The 16,848-nt window shown below is 68.4% G+C and carries 15 protein-coding genes; all 15 read left to right on the top strand.

The genetic code is table 11. The features are described from left to right. The first annotated feature begins 59 nt into the window (after positions 1 to 59). Complete coding sequence (locus SGFS_RS08700; RefSeq protein ID WP_286249144.1) at positions 60 to 872, top strand: carbon-nitrogen family hydrolase; 813 nt, start codon at positions 60 to 62, stop codon at positions 870 to 872. A gap of 398 nt (positions 873 to 1,270) precedes the next feature. Beyond that, positions 1,271 to 2,059 carry an SURF1 family protein gene (locus tag SGFS_RS08695; RefSeq protein WP_286249142.1) on the top strand — a complete coding sequence of 263 codons (789 nt, stop codon included), beginning with the start codon at positions 1,271 to 1,273 and terminating at the stop codon, positions 2,057 to 2,059. Between the two features lie 562 nt (positions 2,060 to 2,621). Next, positions 2,622 to 2,990: a cupin domain-containing protein gene (locus SGFS_RS08690; protein ID WP_286249139.1), complete on the top strand. Its 369-nt coding sequence runs from the start codon at positions 2,622 to 2,624 to the stop codon at positions 2,988 to 2,990. 130 nt (positions 2,991 to 3,120) lie between these two features. After that, positions 3,121 to 4,287 carry a PucR family transcriptional regulator gene (locus SGFS_RS08685; RefSeq protein WP_286249137.1) on the top strand — a complete coding sequence of 389 codons (1,167 nt, stop codon included), beginning with the start codon at positions 3,121 to 3,123 and terminating at the stop codon, positions 4,285 to 4,287. Between the two features lie 180 nt (positions 4,288 to 4,467). Next, entirely contained in the window at positions 4,468 to 5,361 is an 894-nt protein-coding gene (locus SGFS_RS08680; protein WP_286249136.1) for an FAD binding domain-containing protein, read from the top strand. Next, positions 5,358 to 5,879, top strand: a complete 522-nt coding sequence (locus SGFS_RS08675; RefSeq protein WP_286249135.1) for a (2Fe-2S)-binding protein — start codon at positions 5,358 to 5,360, stop codon at positions 5,877 to 5,879. Before SGFS_RS08680 ends, SGFS_RS08675 begins: the two co-directional genes overlap by 4 nt. Positions 5,880 to 6,024: 145 nt before the next feature. Then, positions 6,025 to 6,324, top strand: a complete 300-nt coding sequence (locus SGFS_RS08670) for a Dabb family protein (protein ID WP_286249134.1) — start codon at positions 6,025 to 6,027, stop codon at positions 6,322 to 6,324. Continuing rightward, on the top strand, positions 6,321 to 7,289 hold the full coding sequence (locus tag SGFS_RS08665; protein ID WP_286249133.1) for a cyclase family protein: 969 nt from the start codon (positions 6,321 to 6,323) through the stop codon (positions 7,287 to 7,289). The genes SGFS_RS08670 and SGFS_RS08665 overlap by 4 nt, the downstream gene beginning before the upstream one ends. Then, entirely contained in the window at positions 7,286 to 8,461 is a 1,176-nt protein-coding gene (locus SGFS_RS08660; RefSeq protein ID WP_286249132.1) for an FAD binding domain-containing protein, read from the top strand. The genes SGFS_RS08665 and SGFS_RS08660 overlap by 4 nt, the downstream gene beginning before the upstream one ends. A 30-nt stretch (positions 8,462 to 8,491) precedes the next feature. Further along, positions 8,492 to 9,202, top strand: coding sequence for an SRPBCC family protein (locus SGFS_RS08655; protein ID WP_286249131.1), 711 nt, complete (start codon positions 8,492 to 8,494; stop codon positions 9,200 to 9,202). Between the two features lie 181 nt (positions 9,203 to 9,383). Further along, a complete protein-coding gene (locus SGFS_RS08650) occupies positions 9,384 to 10,235 on the top strand; it encodes an FAD binding domain-containing protein (RefSeq protein ID WP_286249130.1) in 852 nt (283 codons plus the stop codon). Between the two features lies 1 nt (position 10,236). After that, the gene (locus tag SGFS_RS08645) at positions 10,237 to 10,722 is read left to right on the top strand and encodes a (2Fe-2S)-binding protein (RefSeq protein WP_286249129.1); all 486 of its coding nucleotides are present in this window, start codon (positions 10,237 to 10,239) and stop codon (positions 10,720 to 10,722) included. Beyond that, on the top strand, positions 10,719 to 13,109 hold the full coding sequence (locus SGFS_RS08640; RefSeq protein ID WP_286249127.1) for a xanthine dehydrogenase family protein molybdopterin-binding subunit: 2,391 nt from the start codon (positions 10,719 to 10,721) through the stop codon (positions 13,107 to 13,109). The genes SGFS_RS08645 and SGFS_RS08640 overlap by 4 nt, the downstream gene beginning before the upstream one ends. Before the next feature lie 10 nt (positions 13,110 to 13,119). After that, complete coding sequence (locus SGFS_RS08635) at positions 13,120 to 14,517, top strand: NAD(P)/FAD-dependent oxidoreductase (RefSeq protein WP_286249125.1); 1,398 nt, start codon at positions 13,120 to 13,122, stop codon at positions 14,515 to 14,517. A 316-nt stretch (positions 14,518 to 14,833) separates the two neighbouring features. Then, a complete protein-coding gene (locus tag SGFS_RS08630) occupies positions 14,834 to 16,627 on the top strand; it encodes an IS481 family transposase (protein WP_286249120.1) in 1,794 nt (597 codons plus the stop codon). The last annotated feature ends 221 nt before the right edge of the window (positions 16,628 to 16,848 follow it).

The following is a 16,848-nucleotide window of genomic DNA, read 5'->3' as shown; positions in this document are numbered from 1 at the left end:
GCCCTTCACCTGTCCGACCCGTCGGGTCGGGTTGTCTGAGACGAGTCGGAAGGACCCGTATGAGAATCGCTCTGCTGCAAGTAGCCAGCCCCGCGGAGGAGTCGCCGGATGACCGGCGCACACGGGTCGGCCGGATGGTCGCCGAGGCCCGCGGCGCGGACCTGGTCGTCCTCCCGGAACTGTGGGCCGCCGGCTACTTCGCCTTCGAGTCCTACGAGGAACGCGCCGAGTCCCTGGAAGGTCCAACCGTCGCTGCCGGTCGCAGATGGGCTCGGGACCTGGGCGCCCACGTGCATGTGGGCAGCATCGTGGAGCGCGGCCCTGACGGAAGCCTGTACAACACGGCTGTGCTCGTCGCCCCGGACGGGACGATCACCCACACCTACCGCAAGGTGCACGTCTTCGGCTACGCCTCTCGCGAGGCCGAGCTGCTCACCCCGGGCGATGCGCTCGAGGTGGCCCCCACGCCGTTCGGCCCGCTGGGCGCCACGACGTGCTACGACCTGCGCTTCCCGGAACTGTGGCGAGGGCTCGTCGATCTAGGGGCGAAGACGGTCGTGGTGCCCGCTGCCTGGCCTGCGGCCCGCCGCGAACACTGGCAGCTGTTCACGACCTGCCGGGCGGTGGAGGAGCAGGTCCTGGTGATCGCCTGCAATGCGGTGGGAATTCAGGAAGGAGGGGTCGTGCTGGGCGGTCACAGCCGCGTCGTCGATCCCTGGGGTAGGGTCCTCGCCGAGGCGGGAACCGAGGAGGGGCTCACGTTCTGCGAAGTCGACGCCGATGTGGTCGACACGGTCCGTTCGCAGTTCCCGGTTCTACGGGATCGTCGCTGGCCGGCCGTGGACGCACCTGGCGGAGTGCCCGCGCTCTGATCCCCGACGCCGCGCACCAGAGTCCTGGGCCTTCCGGCGGCGGTGCACTGGAGGAACTGACGCGGATCACGCCGTTTACCTGTAAGGGAACACGGGAGTGGCGGCCAGTCCGCCCGCTGCTCCTGCGGTCAGGCACGCGCGTTCCTCACCACGCTGACGGTAGAGGTCGGCGAGGGCCAGGCCGGCTTCCTGATGGGCGCTCGTTCTTGCCGTTCGGGCGCGCCGCGTCCGTCATCGCCCGGCTCGGGAACTTCGAGCGCGTGACGAACCCCATCGCTTCCCGCGGACCAGCCGCGCATCCCGCTCATGTACTCACCGAGGCCACCAAGGGCCCGGAAGCCAGACGACGGACGTACCCCGCGGACATGCCCCGGCACCGGACGCCGTACTGTCAAGGCGTGTACCGGTTTCTGCTGACACCCCGCTGGTGGGGTATCAACGTCTTCGTGCTGCTCGCCGTCCCGTTCTGCGTCTTCATGGGGTCGTGGCAGTTGAGCCGCTTCGAGGGGCGGGTGCACGACAGTCGCGTCGCGGCCGAACAAGCCGCCTCCGACAGGCACGAGACGGCACGCCCGCTGGACGGCATGCTGCCCGTCGACAGGAGTACAGCGGGACGCCGCCGGGTCACCGCGAGCGGCACGTACGGCAAGCAGTTTCTCGTGCCGGGCCGGGAACTGGACGGCAAGCACGGCTTTTACGTGCTCTCCCTGCTGCGCACCGGCTCCGGCAAGGCTCTTCCCGTGGTCCGGGGCTGGCTGCCAGGGAAGGCTGATGCGGCGAAGGCACCCGTCCCGCCCGCTGGTGAGGTCACCGTCACTGGCGTGCTGGAGGCACCCGAGACCCCGGGGGACAACGGGGTCAGCGCCCAGAGCGGGCTGCCTGCCGGGCAGACGCCGGCGATCAGCTCCGCCTCGCTGGTGAACCTCGTGCCGTACAAGCTGTACGACGCCTGGATCACCCTCGACAAGGCCGACTCGGGGATGAAAGCAGTGCCCGCGACCGCCCCGGCCAACACAGGCCTGGACCTGAAGGCGTTCCAGAATCTCGGCTACACCGGTGAGTGGTTCGTCTTCGCGGGCTTCGTGGTCTTCATGTGGTTCCGGATGCTGCGCCGTGAGCTGGAGTTCTCCCGGGAGACGGCGCCGGATCCGGTATCGCAGGGAGGTCAGGAGCGGGCGGCGGTCTGAGGTCTACGCCCCTGCGAGCACCCCGGCGTGGGACAACACCCCCGCGAGCAAGCGGATACGGCTGCCCTGGCAGCCAGCGAGCACCCGCATTCCGCGTGTCATGGTTGCCGTCGCAGCAGGGCCCCGGAAGGGTCCTCTGCAGTCGCCGTGGTTCCCAACAGGTTCGCCGATGCGCGGCGTACGGGCGTCATAAACGCCGTCGCCAGGGACCCGGCCAGGACGGTGTGGCGCGGGAGGTGCGGCCCCGCCGATCAGTGTCCGCATCAGCCGGCCGTCCTCGTCGGTCAGGGTGACCCCCGGTGTTTGGGAGCAGGGCGCGTAGGTCCCTTCAGCCTGCCGGTGCCAGGCAGCTCCGGGGAGGTGTTCGGCGAGATGCCCTGAACGACGCTCCCGTGGTCCGCGACCGCACCCTGACGTACCGTCGATGCGGCATCTTTACTGAACCTCATAAATCGCATCTTGAACTTTGGGGGAATCCGCAGATCCGGGCCCCAACGGTCATGAGCGATGCTGACGAATGACGCCCGGATTCCTTCGCCGGGCGGCATCTTCCGTCCGGCGAATGGAGCAGCCGTTCATGTCGAAGCCCAGTGCGATGTCGGCGCAGGCGACCACACCCTTGGAGACCTGGCAACCGGAGGGCGTGACGATCCGGTCCGGAGATCCCGCCGGCCGTGGATTCACTTTGTTCGAGGACTACAGCGACGGCGCCCGAGGCACCGGATTCTTCGAGTGTGACCCGGCTGTCACGGAGTACACGCTCGAATACAACGAGTTCATCTATGTCATTGAGGGAGAAGCGCGCATTGTCCTGGACGACGGGAGTGCCGTCGAAGTGGGGCCGGGGGACTGCGCCTTTCTGCCCAAGGGGCATCTCTCCACCTGGACCTTCAAGACCAAGTTCAAGGAATTCTGGGTGCTCTGCGACTGACTGCGCCGAGCGCACGATTCGCCGAATGCACCGGTGGACGGCATGAGGACGACGAGCCTACGCTTCGGGAGTGGCCCTGGAAGACAACCTGCGTAACCTGGCTGATGCCATAAGGGAGCGTCTTCCTGCCGTGGCTGACGCGATCCAGCACCGTCTGAGGGAAGAGGTGCCGGAGTACTACGCACACGACGACCCGCGCATTGCGGCTTCTGAGGCCGAGACGATCGTTTCGTCCCTTCGAAGCATTCTCGACGGGCTCACGGAGAACCGGGAGCCTCCCCTCCAGGCCTCCGATGTCACGCTGCGCGAGGCACGGCTTGCGGCGCAGGCCAACCTGGATCTCCACGCGCTGCTGCACACCTCCCGAGTGGCTCAGGCGTACCTCTGGGACGTGTTCCTGGAGGTCGCCAATGTGCAGATTCCGGACGACGAGGAGCGGCTCGCCGTGCTCCGGAGGGTCAGCAAGTTCCACTTCGACTGGAACGACCGGGTCGCCGCCTCGGTCATCGACGCTTATCAGAAGGAATACAGCGCCTTCTACCTTCAGGGGCGCGACCGTAAGCGCCGTGCCATGGTCCGCGACATCCTGGCCGGGCTTCCGGTCGAGACGGCGTCGCTCGGCTACCAGCTGCGGGGACGGCACCTCGCCCTCATCGCCTGGGGCAGTTCGCCGGAAGCCGCGGTGAAGCGGATCGCGACGGTGTTCGGCTGGCAGGTGCTCACTGTCGTGGGCTCCGACGACACGGTCCTGGGCTGGATCGGTCGCCCCGGCACCAAGCCCACTGGTGACGAGGACTTGTCCAGCGTGGACCTGGGTCCCGACACGTACGTGGCCTGCGGCCAGTACGCCAATGACGTCGAGGGTTTCCGGCTCAGTCATCGGCAGGCTCGGCAGGCGCACCGGGTCGCCCGGGTGCGCTCCCGGCAGGTGACCTGGTACCACGATGTCGCCCTGGAAGCCCTCGTGCTGCGTGATCTCACGGCAGCGCGCGACTTCGTCTTCCAGGAACTGGGCCCGTTGCACGCGACCGGTGAGCGGGCCCGGGTGCTGCGTACCACTCTGCGCGCCTATTTCGCCAGCGGTCAGAACGCGGCATCCACCGCCACGGTCATCGGCGTGCACGAGCGCACGGTTGCCTACCGACTGCGTTCCATCGAGAAATGGCTCGGCGTGTCGGTCTCCGCGCGTCGGGACGAGCTCTCCGTGGCGCTGCGGCTCTTCGAACTCCTGGAGTCCCAGAGCGACACAGACCCGGAAGCGCCCGCCGAAGCGCCCCTCCTCGGGCCTCTCCTGTAACAGCCCTCAGGAATCGGCACAACCGCATGCCGCTGTTGACGGAAAGCGAAGTTCCCCCGCCCCGCGACATGCCGCACCGTGGGCGAATCCACGCCCCGCTGAAAGCCGGGGCACCTACCTACACGCGTGGGGTGCGCGCCGCCCACACGCCTCGTACTCAGCCCCATTGGAGAGGCAACCGTGAAGCCACCACCGTTCGCATACGAGTCACCGGAGTCGCTCGACTCCGCCCTCGCCGTGCTCGCCGATGCGGGCGACGACGCCAAGCCACTGGCCGGAGGCCAGAGCCTCATACCGCTGTTGAACCTGCGCTTCGCTTCTCCTGCGATGCTCGTCGATCTGAATCGCCTGGTCGATCTGGAATACGTACGCGTCGACGGCGACACGTTGCGCATCGGGGCACTGACCCGCCACAGCACGGTGGAGCACAGCCCTGACGTCGCGGAGCACCACCCCCTCCTTGCCCAGGCCATGCGCTTCGTCGCGCACCCGCAGGTGCGCAATCGCGGAACCATCGGCGGCACCGTCGCGCACGCGGACCCCGCCGCCGAGGTACCCCTCGTCATGCTGCTCTCCGACGCGCGCTTCACGGCGTGCTCGATCCGTGGCGAGCGCGAGATCGCCGCCAGAGACTTCTTCCTGTCCATCTACACGACGACCCTGGAGCCGGACGAGATCATCACTGAGGTATCCCTACCGATCACTCCGCGGCGCCACGATCGGGCCCGGGCGAGCTCTTTCCGGGAGTTCGCACGGCGGCATGGCGACTACGCCATCGGGGGTGCGGCGGCCATCGTCGAACTGGACGCGGACGGTGTCTGCACCGACGTCCGGATCGGTCTGCTCGGTGCCGGGGGGACTCCTGTCGAGGCGGGCGCCGGGGCGCGTGCCGCCCTGGTCGGATCACCGGTCACCGCTGAGTCGGTCCGCGCTGCGGCACATGAGGCGACCGCGGACATCAGTCCCCCGCCCACGTTGCACGGGGACGTCGGTTACCGCACCACCGTGATCGCCGAGATGGCGATGCGTGCCCTGAGGGGCGCGACGAACACCGCGAAGGAGGCGCTGGCATGAGCAGGCACATCGAGGTCGAGGTCAACGGGCAGCGGTACGCGCGCAGCGTCGAGCCCAGGCTCTTGTTGTCCGACTTCATCCGTCACGACCTGCGGCTGACCGGGACCCACGTCGGCTGTGAGCACGGCGTGTGCGGCGCTTGTACCGTCCTCCTTGACGGTGAGCCGGTCCGAGCCTGCCTGATGCTGGCCGTCCAGGCCGACGGGCACAGCGTCCGCACGGTGGAGGACCTGGCTGAGGACGGGGAGCTCAACCCCCTCCAGGAGGCGTTCCGTGCCTGTCACGGCCTGCAGTGCGGCTTCTGCACACCCGGCTTCCTCATGACGCTCCAACCGGTGGTGGACGCAGGCGTCAAGCTCACGGACGACGAGGTGCGCGAGGTCATCTCCGGCAACCTCTGCCGGTGCACGGGTTACCAGCAGATCGTCGAGGCCGCACAGCTCGCCCTGGCCGGCGAGTCCGCCGGGGCTGACGGCGAAGCGGACCCCAGTCCGTATCCGTCGGGCGGCAAGGGCTGAGGCACGTGACGCATCCGCCTTTCCGCACTCCGACAAATCGGCGCCGCCTCTTGTACCGAGGTGCACTGTGGCACCGGCCCTGCAGACCGAAAACTGATCGCATCCCGCCCAAGGAATGGGACACCCCGCCCAAGGAGGAACGCTCGTGATCAGGCACGTTTTCATGTGGCAGGTAGCCGACGGCAACGACCCGGAAGAGGTCGTCGCCCTGCTGAACACGCTCAAGGGTCTGCCGAGCCTGCGGAGCTGGGAGCTGGGCAAGCACACCGGCGACCCGGGCGACAACGGCACCCCGTGGGACGGCGTGCTCATCAACGACTTCGACGACTGGCAGGGCCTGGAGGACTACTCCGTCGACCCGCTGCACGCCGAGGTGGTCGACAAGCTGCTGCCCAAGCTTGCCGAACGGGCCGTCGTCGACTTCGAGAAGGAGTCGGCCGCGTGACCACCACCCCTTCGCCGTCCCGCGCCGGAATCCGGGTCGCCTCAAGCCCCTGGGGCCCCGACGACCAGCTCGGTGCACTGAACCTGCTGTCGCCCTTGGCGCAGGCCGAGGTACTGGCCCGGGCGGACGGCCGCCACGTGTACGACCTCAGCGTCGACTACTTCGTGGGCATGCCGAGCTTCCAGGCCGCCGGCGACCCCGCCTACCAGATCTACATGAGTCACACGCCGGCCGGTACGGCGGTCGACAATCTCAACGGCGTCGGCGAGGAGACCAACCGCCACGTCTGCTACTCCGGCGACGTGGTGTTCATGTACACCCACACCGGAACACACATCGACGCGCTTAACCACTTTGGTGTGGACGGCAAGATCTACAACGGCTTCACCCCGGATGAGCATTTGGGGAGCCGGCACTGGACCAAGGGCGGCGCCGAGCAGATCCCGCCGATCATCACACGTGCCGTCCTCTTCGACGTGGCCGGGCTCAAGGGCGTGGAGTGTCTGCCCCCGTCCTATGCGATCACCGTGGATGACCTGCGCGCCTGCCTGGACTCGGCCGGTACCGAGCTCAAGCAGGGCGAGGTGGCTTTGATCCGCACAGGCCGGATGGCGTACTGGCCCGACAAGACCAAGGTTCTCGGCAACCCGCCCGGGCTCGGTCTGGAGGCCGCACGCTGGCTCACCGCTCAGGGGATCGCCGCAGTGGGCGCGGACCAGGAGTGTATCGAGGTCGGTCCCTCGGAGCACGAGGACAACTGGCTGCCCGGCCATTGCCACTTCCTCGCCGAGGCTGGTGTGCCGATGATCGAGCTGCTGAACCTTGAGGAGCTCTCGCGTGACGGTCACACCGAGCTCTGTCTGATCGCGGCGCCGATCCGTCTCCGCGGCGCCAGCGGAGCTCCCCTGCGCCCGCTGGCGCTGCCGCTGCGTCCCGTCTCCACAGCGGACGGCGGCACGTCATGAGAATCGCAGTCGTCGGAGGCTCTCTGGCGGGGCTGCACGCAGCGGCCCTGCTGCGCGAGGCCGACTTCGAGGTGGACGTGTACGAGCGGTCACCGGCCCCTTTGTCGGGCCTGGGCACCGGGATCGTCGTACAGCCCGAACTGGTGCGCTATCTGCTGGAGCGGACCCCCACCACCCTTGAGCAGATCAGCGTGTCGTCGGACGTGATGCGATACCGCCGGGCCGACAGTGGAGTGCTCCAGGGGGAAGTGCCGGCCGACTGGCGCTTCACCTCGTACAACTCCCTGTACCAGGGGCTGCTGTCGTCCTTCGGTCGGGAGCGCTACCACTGCGGCCGAACCTTGATCGGCCTCGACCAGAACGCCGACCGCGCCGAGCTGCGGTTCGCGTCCGGGGAACGGGTCGAAGCCGACCTCGTGGTGTGCGCCGACGGGGGCTTTTCCACGGCACGGCAGCGACTGCTGGGACTGCAGCCCGAGTACGCCGGCTATGTCACATGGCGCGGAGTGGCCGACCGGGACAAGGTGTCCGACGAGACGTGGGCCTACTTCGACGAGGCGTTCACCTACGGGCTGCTCGACGACGGGCATCTCATCGCCTACCCCATCCCGGTGACGGGTGCCGACGGCTCCGTGACCCGCGGACTCAACTTCCAGTGGTACTGGAACGTCGACGAGGGCCCGGCGCTCGACGAACTGATGACCGACGTCAATGGAATACGCCGGCCAGTCTCAGTCCACCACGCGGGCCTGCGATCGGAGGTCCTCGCCGAGTTCCGCCAGCGCGCGAAAGAAGAGCTGATCGACCCGTTCGCGGAACTGGTGCATGCCGCGGCGGAACCGTTCGTCACCGTGATCGCCGACGGCGACGTGCCCACCATGAGGGTCGGACGGTTCGTGCTGATCGGAGACGCGGCGATCACCCCCCGGCCGCATGCGGCGGCAGGAGCTGCCAAGGCGGCCGGGGACGCCTGGGACCTGGCGGCGGCGCTGACCCGATCAGCGGCCGACCCATGGGCCGGGCTGTCCGAGTGGGAGGAACGACGGCTTGTCGTCGGGCGGGCCTACCTGGAGAAAGTCCGCCGCATGGGCGGCGTACTGCAGAACGGGGATCTGTTCGCACCGGGTGACCCGGCCAACCGGTTCGGACTGGCCGACACCGGGCGCCCCTGACCGAACCGCGTCACAAGAAAGGACCAAGCCGTGCAGTTGAACAACGAATTCACAGTGCCTCTGCCCATCGAGGATGCCTGGAAGCTTCTCACTGATCTCGAACGTGTGGGGCCCTGCCTGCCCGGTGCCTCGATCACCGGCCGGGAGGGTGACGACTACCTCGGCCAGGCGAAGATCAAGGTGGGCCCCATCACCACCAACTACAAGGGCACGGCCCGCTTCACCGAGCTCGACGAAGTCGGCCACCGGGCGGTGCTGACCGCCTCGGGCCGCGAGGCGCGCGGCGGCGGTAACGCCTCGGCCACCGTCGTCGCGGTGCTCGTCGACAAGGGTGATGAGACCCAGGTCAACGTGAGTACGGAGCTGGCTCTGTCCGGCAAGGTCGCGCAGTTCGGCCGCGGTGTGATCACTGACGTCAGCGCGGCTCTGCTCAAGACGTTCACGGAGCGCCTGGCCGCGATGCTCGAAGCCGACAAGACGGCGCAGGAAACAGCGACCCCTCCCGTTGAGGGGGTGACAGCCGTGAGCGAGCGGGGCGCGACCGGAACCGCCACGGTGGCGAACAGCACGGCCCAACGTCAAACGCCGACAAGTGCCGCATCAGCCGAGGACGAGGTACTGGACGTCCTCGCACTCACCCGTGGCGCGGGAATTCTGCGGGTGCCGAAACCTGTCACCTACGCCGGTCTCGCCCTGCTCTGCCTGCTGATCGGCTGGCTGCTGGGACGCGGCGGCGCCTGACAGCACGTCGGTCGCGGCCGGTCTTCCGCCACCGCTCCACAGGACGGCACGAAGCCTTGCGGAATCGCACCCTGGTCCGTGGCGATGGACGGATCCGGAAGGCCACCGTGTCTTCATTCTCCCCAAGTTCGGACGAGCGTCGGTGCACGGCGCGGTCACCATTTGCCACGGAGGTCCAGCCATGAAACCCCCTGTGCTGGCCTATGCCGCGCCCACCAGCGTGGCGGAGGCCTGCGTCCTGTTGGCAGCAGACGAAGACGCGAAGGTCCTGGCCGGCGGCCAGAGCTTGCTGCCTCTGCTTGCCTTGCGGCTCGCCGCCCCGACCACGCTGGTGGACATCGGGCGGGTGCCCGGGCTGCGCGGCATCGAAGCGGAAGGTGACCGCCTGCGTATCGGCGCCCTGACCACACACGCGGACGTCGAGACGTCGGCACTGGTCGCGAGCAAGGCTCCGATGCTCTCCCAGGCCGCCGGTCTCATCGCCCACCCCCAGATCAGGGCGCGCGGCACGATGGCAGGCGCGGTCGCCCACGCGGATCCGGCGGCGGAGTGGCCGGCCGTGCTGCTCGCCCTGGGCGGCTCGGTCGAGGTGGCCGGCCCGGCCGGCACCCGCGTCGTCCCGGCGGACGGCTTCTTCGTCGGCCCGTTCATGACCGTGCTGGAACCGGACGACATCATCACCGCCATCCACGTACCGCTGGCGCCGAGAGGCTGGTGGTTCGGCGAGCACGCCCGCCGCGCCGGCGACTACGGACTCTCGATCGCCGCCTTGAGCTGCGATCTGTCCACCGGAGTCATGCGCGACGTCCGGATCGTCGTCGCCGGGGCGACCGGCACGGTGTCCCGGGCGACCGCGGCTGAAGAGCTCCTGGACGGCACCGAGCCGGGTGCCGCCACGGACCGGGCCGTCGCGGCGGCGGCCCAGGAACTCACCTTCAGCGCGGACATCCACGGCTCCGCCGGATACCGCAGAACGCTCACCACGAACCTGTTGCGCCGGGGCCTGCGCGAACTGGCCGAAAGGACAGGCTGAGATGACACAACCCACAGAGCAGGTCACGGTCGAGGTGACCGTCAACGGCAGCCGGTATCTCCGCTCCGTACCGGCCCGCCGCACACTGGCCGACTTCCTGCGCGACGACCTGTCCCTCACGGGTACCAAGCTGGGTTGTGAGCAGGGAGTGTGCGGTGCCTGCACCGTGCTGGTCGACGGGGAGGCCGTACGGGCCTGTCTGATGCTGGCGGCCCAGGCCACGGGCACCGAGGTGCGCACGGTGGAGAGCCTCTCCCAGGGGAGGGAGCTCAACCCACTCCAGGCGTGCTTCCAGAAGCACCACGGGCTGCAGTGCGGTTTCTGCACGGCGGGCTTCCTCATGTCGGCGACCGGGTTGCTCGAGCAGCGCCCCGACGCCGACCGCACGGACATCGCCGAAACCCTGTCGGGACACATCTGTCGGTGCACGGGATACGGGCCGATCGTCGATGCCGTGGACGAAGCGGCGAGGAAGGGGCGGGCATGACCACCTCGGACAAGAACTTCGCGCACACCGTGGCCCCCGTGGTCACGGCGCGCAACATCGGCGCACGCCTCCCGCGGGAAGAGGACCGCAAGCTGCTGACCGGTCGGGGAGAGTACCTGGCCGACGTACGACTGCCCGGGCAGGTCCATGCCGCGTTCGTCCGCAGCTCCCTCGCGCACGCCCGCATCACCGGCATCGACATCACCGAGGCCACCGCACTGCCCGGAGTCCTCGCCGTGTGGACTGGCGCCGACGCCGCTGCGCACTGTGAGGGTCTCGTCGGAGAACTCAGCGTCGCGGGTTGCGTGCCCACGACCATGCCCCTGCTGGCACAGGAGTACGTGCGGTTCGTGGGCGAGGCGATCGCGGTGGTCGTCGCCGAGGACCGTTACATCGCCGAGGACGCCTGCGACCTGATCGCGGTGGACTACGACGAACTGCCTCCCGTGCTCGACCCCCGCCCCGCCCTGGAGGGCGGCCCGGTCGCCAACGAAGGCCTCCCCGACAACGTGGCCCTGAAGGGCGGAGCGGTGTACGGCGACGCCGACAAGGCGTTCGAAAACGCCCACAAGGTGGTGTCAGCCACGTACCACACCGGTCGGCTCGCTGCTCTGCCCATGGAAACCCGGGGCTGTGCCGCCACCTACGACTGGACGACGCAGGAACTGCGGCTGTGGACTTCCACCCAGGTGCCGCACTACGTCAAGTACTGCCTGACCGCCTACCTGGGTTTTCCCGAGAACCACTGCGAGGTGATCACCCCCGACACCGGAGGCGGATTCGGGCAGAAGGCGCACCTTTTCTCCGAGGAGATGCTGATTCCGCTGCTGGCCCGCGAGGTGGACCGCCCGGTAGTGTGGGTCGAGGACCGTCGCGAGAACCTGATGACGGCCACCCACGCGCACGAGCAGTTCGTCGACATCGCCTACGCCGGCGACGAGAACGGCCGCCTTACCGCTGTACGCATCCGGGCTACGGGCGACGGAGGCGCCTACCACCAGCCGCCCTGGTCCATGGCCGTAGAACCCTGGTGCACCGCCATGGTCACCCCCTCCGGCGCCTACGACATCCCCGTCGCCGACCTGACCTACGAGGCGGCGGCCACCAACAAGTGCCCGATCGGGGCCTACCGCGGTGTCGGTTACATGGCGGGCACACTCGCCCGCGAGTGCCTGATGGACGAGGCCGCCCGCGCCTACGAGCTGTCCCCGTTCGACATCCGCCGCCGCAACGTCGTGCGGGAGTTCCCCTGGGTCAACGCGCAGGGCATCACCTACGACGAGGGCAGCTGGCTGCGCACGATCGACGAACTGGAACGAATGGTCGACTACGAGGCGTTCCGCCGGCGCCAGGCGGACCTGCGTGAGCAGGGCCGCTACATCGGCCTCGGGTTGAGTGTGTTCGTGGAGAGCAGCGGCGAGAGCACGGCCATGAGCCTGGCCCACGGCATGGGCGACATCTATCACGACACCGCGACGGTTCGTATGGAGCCCAACGGGACGGTCACCGTCTCCACCGGCCTGACCACCCAGGGACAGGGACACCGCACGACCATGGCGCAGGTTGCGGCCGACGTCCTGGGCATTCCGGTGCGGGACATCACCGTACGGTCTGGGGACTCGACCTCGTACGCATGGGGCAGCGGCACGGTCGGCAGCCGCAGCGCGGTCGTCGCGGGCGGCGCCGTACTGCGCGCGGCCGACGCGATCCGCTCCAAGCTCGTCAGCGTCGCGGCGGAGATGCTCAAGGCGGACGCCGCGGACATCGAGCTCGCCGACGGCAAGGCCGCGGTGAAGGGGGAGCCGGACTCTGCGGTGAACATCGCGGATGTGGCCGCGTCCATCTACTTCGATCAGTCGGTGTGGCCAGACGGGTTCGATCCGACGCTGGAGGTGACCCTCGCCTACGACCCGGCGCGGCCGGTCTTCTCCAACGGTGGACATGCCGTGATCGTCGAACTCGACCCGGAAACCGGCTTCGCACGTGTGGAGAAGGTGTTCTCTGTCGAAGACTGCGGAACTATGATCAATCCCGAGATCGTCGAGGGGCAGCTGCGCGGGGGCGTGGTCCAGGGGATCGGCGCGGCGCTGCTGGAACGGCTGGTCTACGACAGCGCCGGCCAGCTCACCACCACCACGCTGCTCGACTACCACGTGCCCACCCTCGACGTGGCCCCGCCGTTCGAGATCCACCACCTGGAAACCCCGTCCGCGCACACGCCCGCCGGTATCAAGGGCATGGGCGAGTCGGGCCTCATCGCCGCACCGGCGGCCGTTCTGAACGCGGTCAACGACGCCCTTTCCTGCTTCGGCACGTCCTTGTATGCGCTGCCGGCCACGCCCGAGCAAGTGCTCGGTGCGATGTCCCCTTCCGGCTCCGTCGGATGAGGCCGCGCGCATGAGATATCGGCGAGGGCCGTGGCAGTCGTACTGGATGCGTGAGGCTCTCGCCGATGAGCGGCCCGGGCCCAGCGAAACGCTGCGTGGCAGGCACGCTGTCGACGTGTGCGTCGTCGGTGGTGGCTATACGGGGTTGTGGACCGCCATCGAACTGAAGACCCGGGAGCCCGGCGTCGAGGTGGCGGTCATCGAGGGGCAGCTCTGTGGCAGCGGCGCCAGTGGTGCCAACGCCGGTTACCTCATGAATCTCTGGCCGAAGTACTCCTTCCTCGATGCCCTCGTCGGGCGGCAGGAGGCACTCCGGCTGGCACGGGCGTCCTCCGACGCTGTCGACGAGATCATCGAGTTCTGCCAGGCCAAGGGCATCGACGCCGGAATCCGCCGCGAAGGGTGGCTGTGGACGTCCACGTCACCGGCTCAGGACGGCGCCTGGACGGACACGCAGTCGGCCTTGGACGGCGTGGCCGAGTGCCCGCTCAGGGAGGTAGGTCCTGCAGAGGCTCTCCGTCTGGGAGGCATCGGCGCACGGGGAGGAGTGTTCGATCCGACCGCGGCCACTCTCCAGCCGGCCCTGCTCGCACGGGGTCTGCGCCGAGCAGCCCTCGACCTGGGTGTCCAGGTCTTCGAGGACACGCCCGTGCGCACGGTGTCCGAAAAACCCGGTTCTGCCGTGGTGCACACGGACACCGGAGAAGTCCGTGCGGACGGAGTGGTCCTGGCGATCAACGCGTGGATGGCAGGCTTCCCGTCCGTCCGCAAGCGAATGGTCGTCACAGCCAGCGACAACTTGGTCACCCGGGCGCTTCCCGGCGAGCTCCTCGAACAGGCCGGCCAGGACGGCATCGGAGTGTCCGACTCCACTCGTCTCCTCAACTACTGGCGCACCACCGGCGACGGCCGTCTGCTGTTTGGGAAGGGCGGCGTCGGCCTGGGCTTCGGTGCCTGCGGTGCTGACAGCATGTTCGGGCCGGCCTCGAAGCGGACGCCGCTGGGCCAGGAACTCAGACGCATCCTCCCCATGGCGACGCGTGCCGGGGTGCAGGACACCTGGCGGGCTCCCGTCGAGTATTCGTTGACCTCGCTGCCTTTCTTCGAGGCGCTTCCCGGGCATGAGCGAGTCTTCTACGGAGCCGGCTACTCGGGCGACGGAGTGGGACCCGCGCGGTTGGGCGGCAAGATACTCGCGAGCCTGGTTCTACGCGAACAGGATGAATGGAGTCAGTGCGGACTCGTGCGGCCACCCCAGGGCTGGCTCCCGCCGGAGCCGTTCCGGTTCCTGGGAGGTCAACTCGTCAAGTCCGCACTGCTGCGCATCGAAGCGGCCGAGAATGCAGGCCGCACGCCCCATCTGCTGGCCCGCACACTCGGTCGCCTCGACCCGACCAACTGGGTCTGAGCGTCCGCGGCCAGCATCTCCGCCACCAGCGATATCACTCTTGCGTCCGACGCCGCTCTGCGCTACCTCGTAGCCGACCTCCCCGACATGCTGATCCGCGACCGCCCCACGCGCACCGCCCCACGAAACGCCCGCACCTGAGTCACCAAACCCGCAGCCGACCGTGCCCATGGCGATGACGACGGCGACAAGGTTCTGATTGACGTGTGCAGTCCCAAGACTTGCTTGACGTGGGAGTTGCGGGACCTGCTTGACGGTCGCAGGAGATCTTTAACAGGCCGGGGACATTCTTGACTGCCGCTTCGTTGCGTTGAGCATGATCGAAATACCCGAGTCTCCCGGGGCAAGAGACGAAGACTGGACGATGGAGCATCGGTTCCGGGCCGTGTCTGAGGTGCTGGACGGGGCGCCGGTAGCCGAGGTCGCGCGCCGGTACGGCACGTCACGCCAGTCGTTGCACACCTGGTTGCGTCGGTTCCGCGAGGGCGGACGGGACGGCTTGAGGGACCGCTCGCGCCGGCCCCACACGTCGCCGTCGCGAGTGCCGGTCGAGGTCGAACTCGCCATCTGCCAGCTGCGGCAGACCTACCCGAAGTGGGGAGCGCGCCGCATCGCACACGAACTAGCGGTCCGCGGCATGCCGGACGCGCCGGGCCGGTCGACGGTGCACCGCGTCCTGGTCCGCAACGGCCTGGTCAACCACCAGATCCAGGTCCACCGACGCGTCTACAAGCGGTGGCAGCGGGACGCCCTGATGCAGTTGTGGCAGATGGACCTGATGGGCGGGGTCTTCCTCGCAGACGGACGGGAGTGCAAGCTCGTCACCGGGATCGACGACTGCTCGCGGTTCATCGTGATCGCCACAGTGGTGGTGCAGCCGACCGGGCGGGCCGTGTGCGAGGCGTTCATCGCGGCGATGCGCCGGTTCGGAGTCCCGTCGGAGATGCTGACCGACAACGGCAAGCAGTTCACCGGCCGTTACTCCAAACCGCTGCCCAACGAGGTGATGTTCGAGCGCGTGTGCCGCGAGAACGGCATCAACCAGCGCCTGACCAAGCCCAGGTCACCAACCACGACGGGCAAAATCGAACGATTCCACAAGACCTTGCGTCGCGAGATGCTGGACCACTCCGGGCCCTTCGCCGACCCGGCCGCCGCACAGACAGCGATCGATGTGTGGGTCCACGCCTACAACCACACCCGTCCTCATCAGTCGCTGGAGATGGCCACCCCGGCCCAGGTCTTCCGGCCCCACAGGCTCACGTCCGGCGCCTCGGCACCCTCGGCCACGGTGGCGGCAGAGCCCGCACCGGCGCCCTCCGAGCCCATGCGGCTCCCGGTGCTGCCTCCACCCAGATCGTCCGAGGAGAGCGCCCCGATTCAAGCGGTGGAGTTCGAGGCGGTGATCAGTCCCGGCCGCCATGTGACGCTGCCGCAGGGACAGAGCCTGAAGTTCAGCCCAACCCTGGTCGGCAGGACCGTCACGGTCTGGGTCAGCCACCGCACCGTCCACGTCCTGCTCGACGGACAGCTCATCCGGACCCGCTCGATGGCCTTCACCGACGCCGACCTTCAGTGGCTGATCATGCGGGGCGGTCGGCCCGGCGGGCCCGAGCCCCGGGGCGGCATCAGCGCGGACAAACCCCTGGCGCCCGCAACGGTGGTCGAGGTGGAACGCAAGGCGTCCAAGGACGGCATGGTCTCGCTCGGACAGACCCCCGTCGCCCTCGGCTCCGAACTGATCGGCAAGCGCGTCACCCTGCGCTTCGACGGCAGCATGATGTACGTCATCCACGCCGGACTCCTGGTCAAGACCCTGCCTGCCCCGATCCCGCACCAGCGACGTGCCAGACTCACCGGCGCCCGGGTCGCCACGACACCGCTGCCACCACCCCCGTCCCAGCCACGGCGGGCCATCCGGCGCGTCGGAGCCGACGGCACCTTCGTCGTCGCACGACAGAAACTCCGTCCCGGCATCGCACACGCCGGCAAGACCCTCACCGTGGTCATCGAGGAGACCTGCTTCCGTGTCCTCGACGGCGAGGTCGAGATCTCCACCCACCCCCGCAAGGGTGACCCAGTCACCCGCTACCGCGCAGACGCACTCTGACCCGTCAACCATCACCTGAAACCGTCAAGGATCACGCGAGACACCGTCAAGTAAGTCCCGAGACCAAACTGTCAAACATCTCCCCGGACATCACAAGTGCGTGGAACATCTGGCCGCCACCGGGGATTACAAATGGCCGTTGACAGTTCTGATGCCGTCGGGGAGTTCTTCGCCCGACGGCACCGGGTGCACGACAGCGCCGTGGGAGGCCGGGCCGCCGA

It is taken from the genome of Streptomyces graminofaciens (assembly GCF_030294945.1).
GTDB lineage: Bacteria > Actinomycetota > Actinomycetes > Streptomycetales > Streptomycetaceae > Streptomyces > Streptomyces graminofaciens.
This window is presented reverse-complemented; position numbering and strand designations above follow the sequence as displayed.

Excerpts from the sequence above, each read along its gene's own strand:
- SGFS_RS08700 (WP_286249144.1), top strand. The coding sequence starts at position 60 with ATGAGAATCGCTCTGCTGCAAGTAGCCAGCCCCGCGGAGGAGTCGCCG.
- SGFS_RS08690 (WP_286249139.1), top strand. The coding sequence starts at position 2,622 with ATGGAGCAGCCGTTCATGTCGAAGCCCAGTGCGATGTCGGCGCAGGCG.
- SGFS_RS08675 (WP_286249135.1), top strand. The coding sequence starts at position 5,358 with ATGAGCAGGCACATCGAGGTCGAGGTCAACGGGCAGCGGTACGCGCGC.
- SGFS_RS08660 (WP_286249132.1), top strand. The coding sequence starts at position 7,286 with ATGAGAATCGCAGTCGTCGGAGGCTCTCTGGCGGGGCTGCACGCAGCG.
- SGFS_RS08650 (WP_286249130.1), top strand. The coding sequence starts at position 9,384 with ATGAAACCCCCTGTGCTGGCCTATGCCGCGCCCACCAGCGTGGCGGAG.
- SGFS_RS08645 (WP_286249129.1), top strand. The coding sequence starts at position 10,237 with ATGACACAACCCACAGAGCAGGTCACGGTCGAGGTGACCGTCAACGGC.
- SGFS_RS08640 (WP_286249127.1), top strand. The coding sequence starts at position 10,719 with ATGACCACCTCGGACAAGAACTTCGCGCACACCGTGGCCCCCGTGGTC.
- SGFS_RS08635 (WP_286249125.1), top strand. The coding sequence starts at position 13,120 with ATGAGATATCGGCGAGGGCCGTGGCAGTCGTACTGGATGCGTGAGGCT.
- SGFS_RS08630 (WP_286249120.1), top strand. The coding sequence starts at position 14,834 with ATGATCGAAATACCCGAGTCTCCCGGGGCAAGAGACGAAGACTGGACG.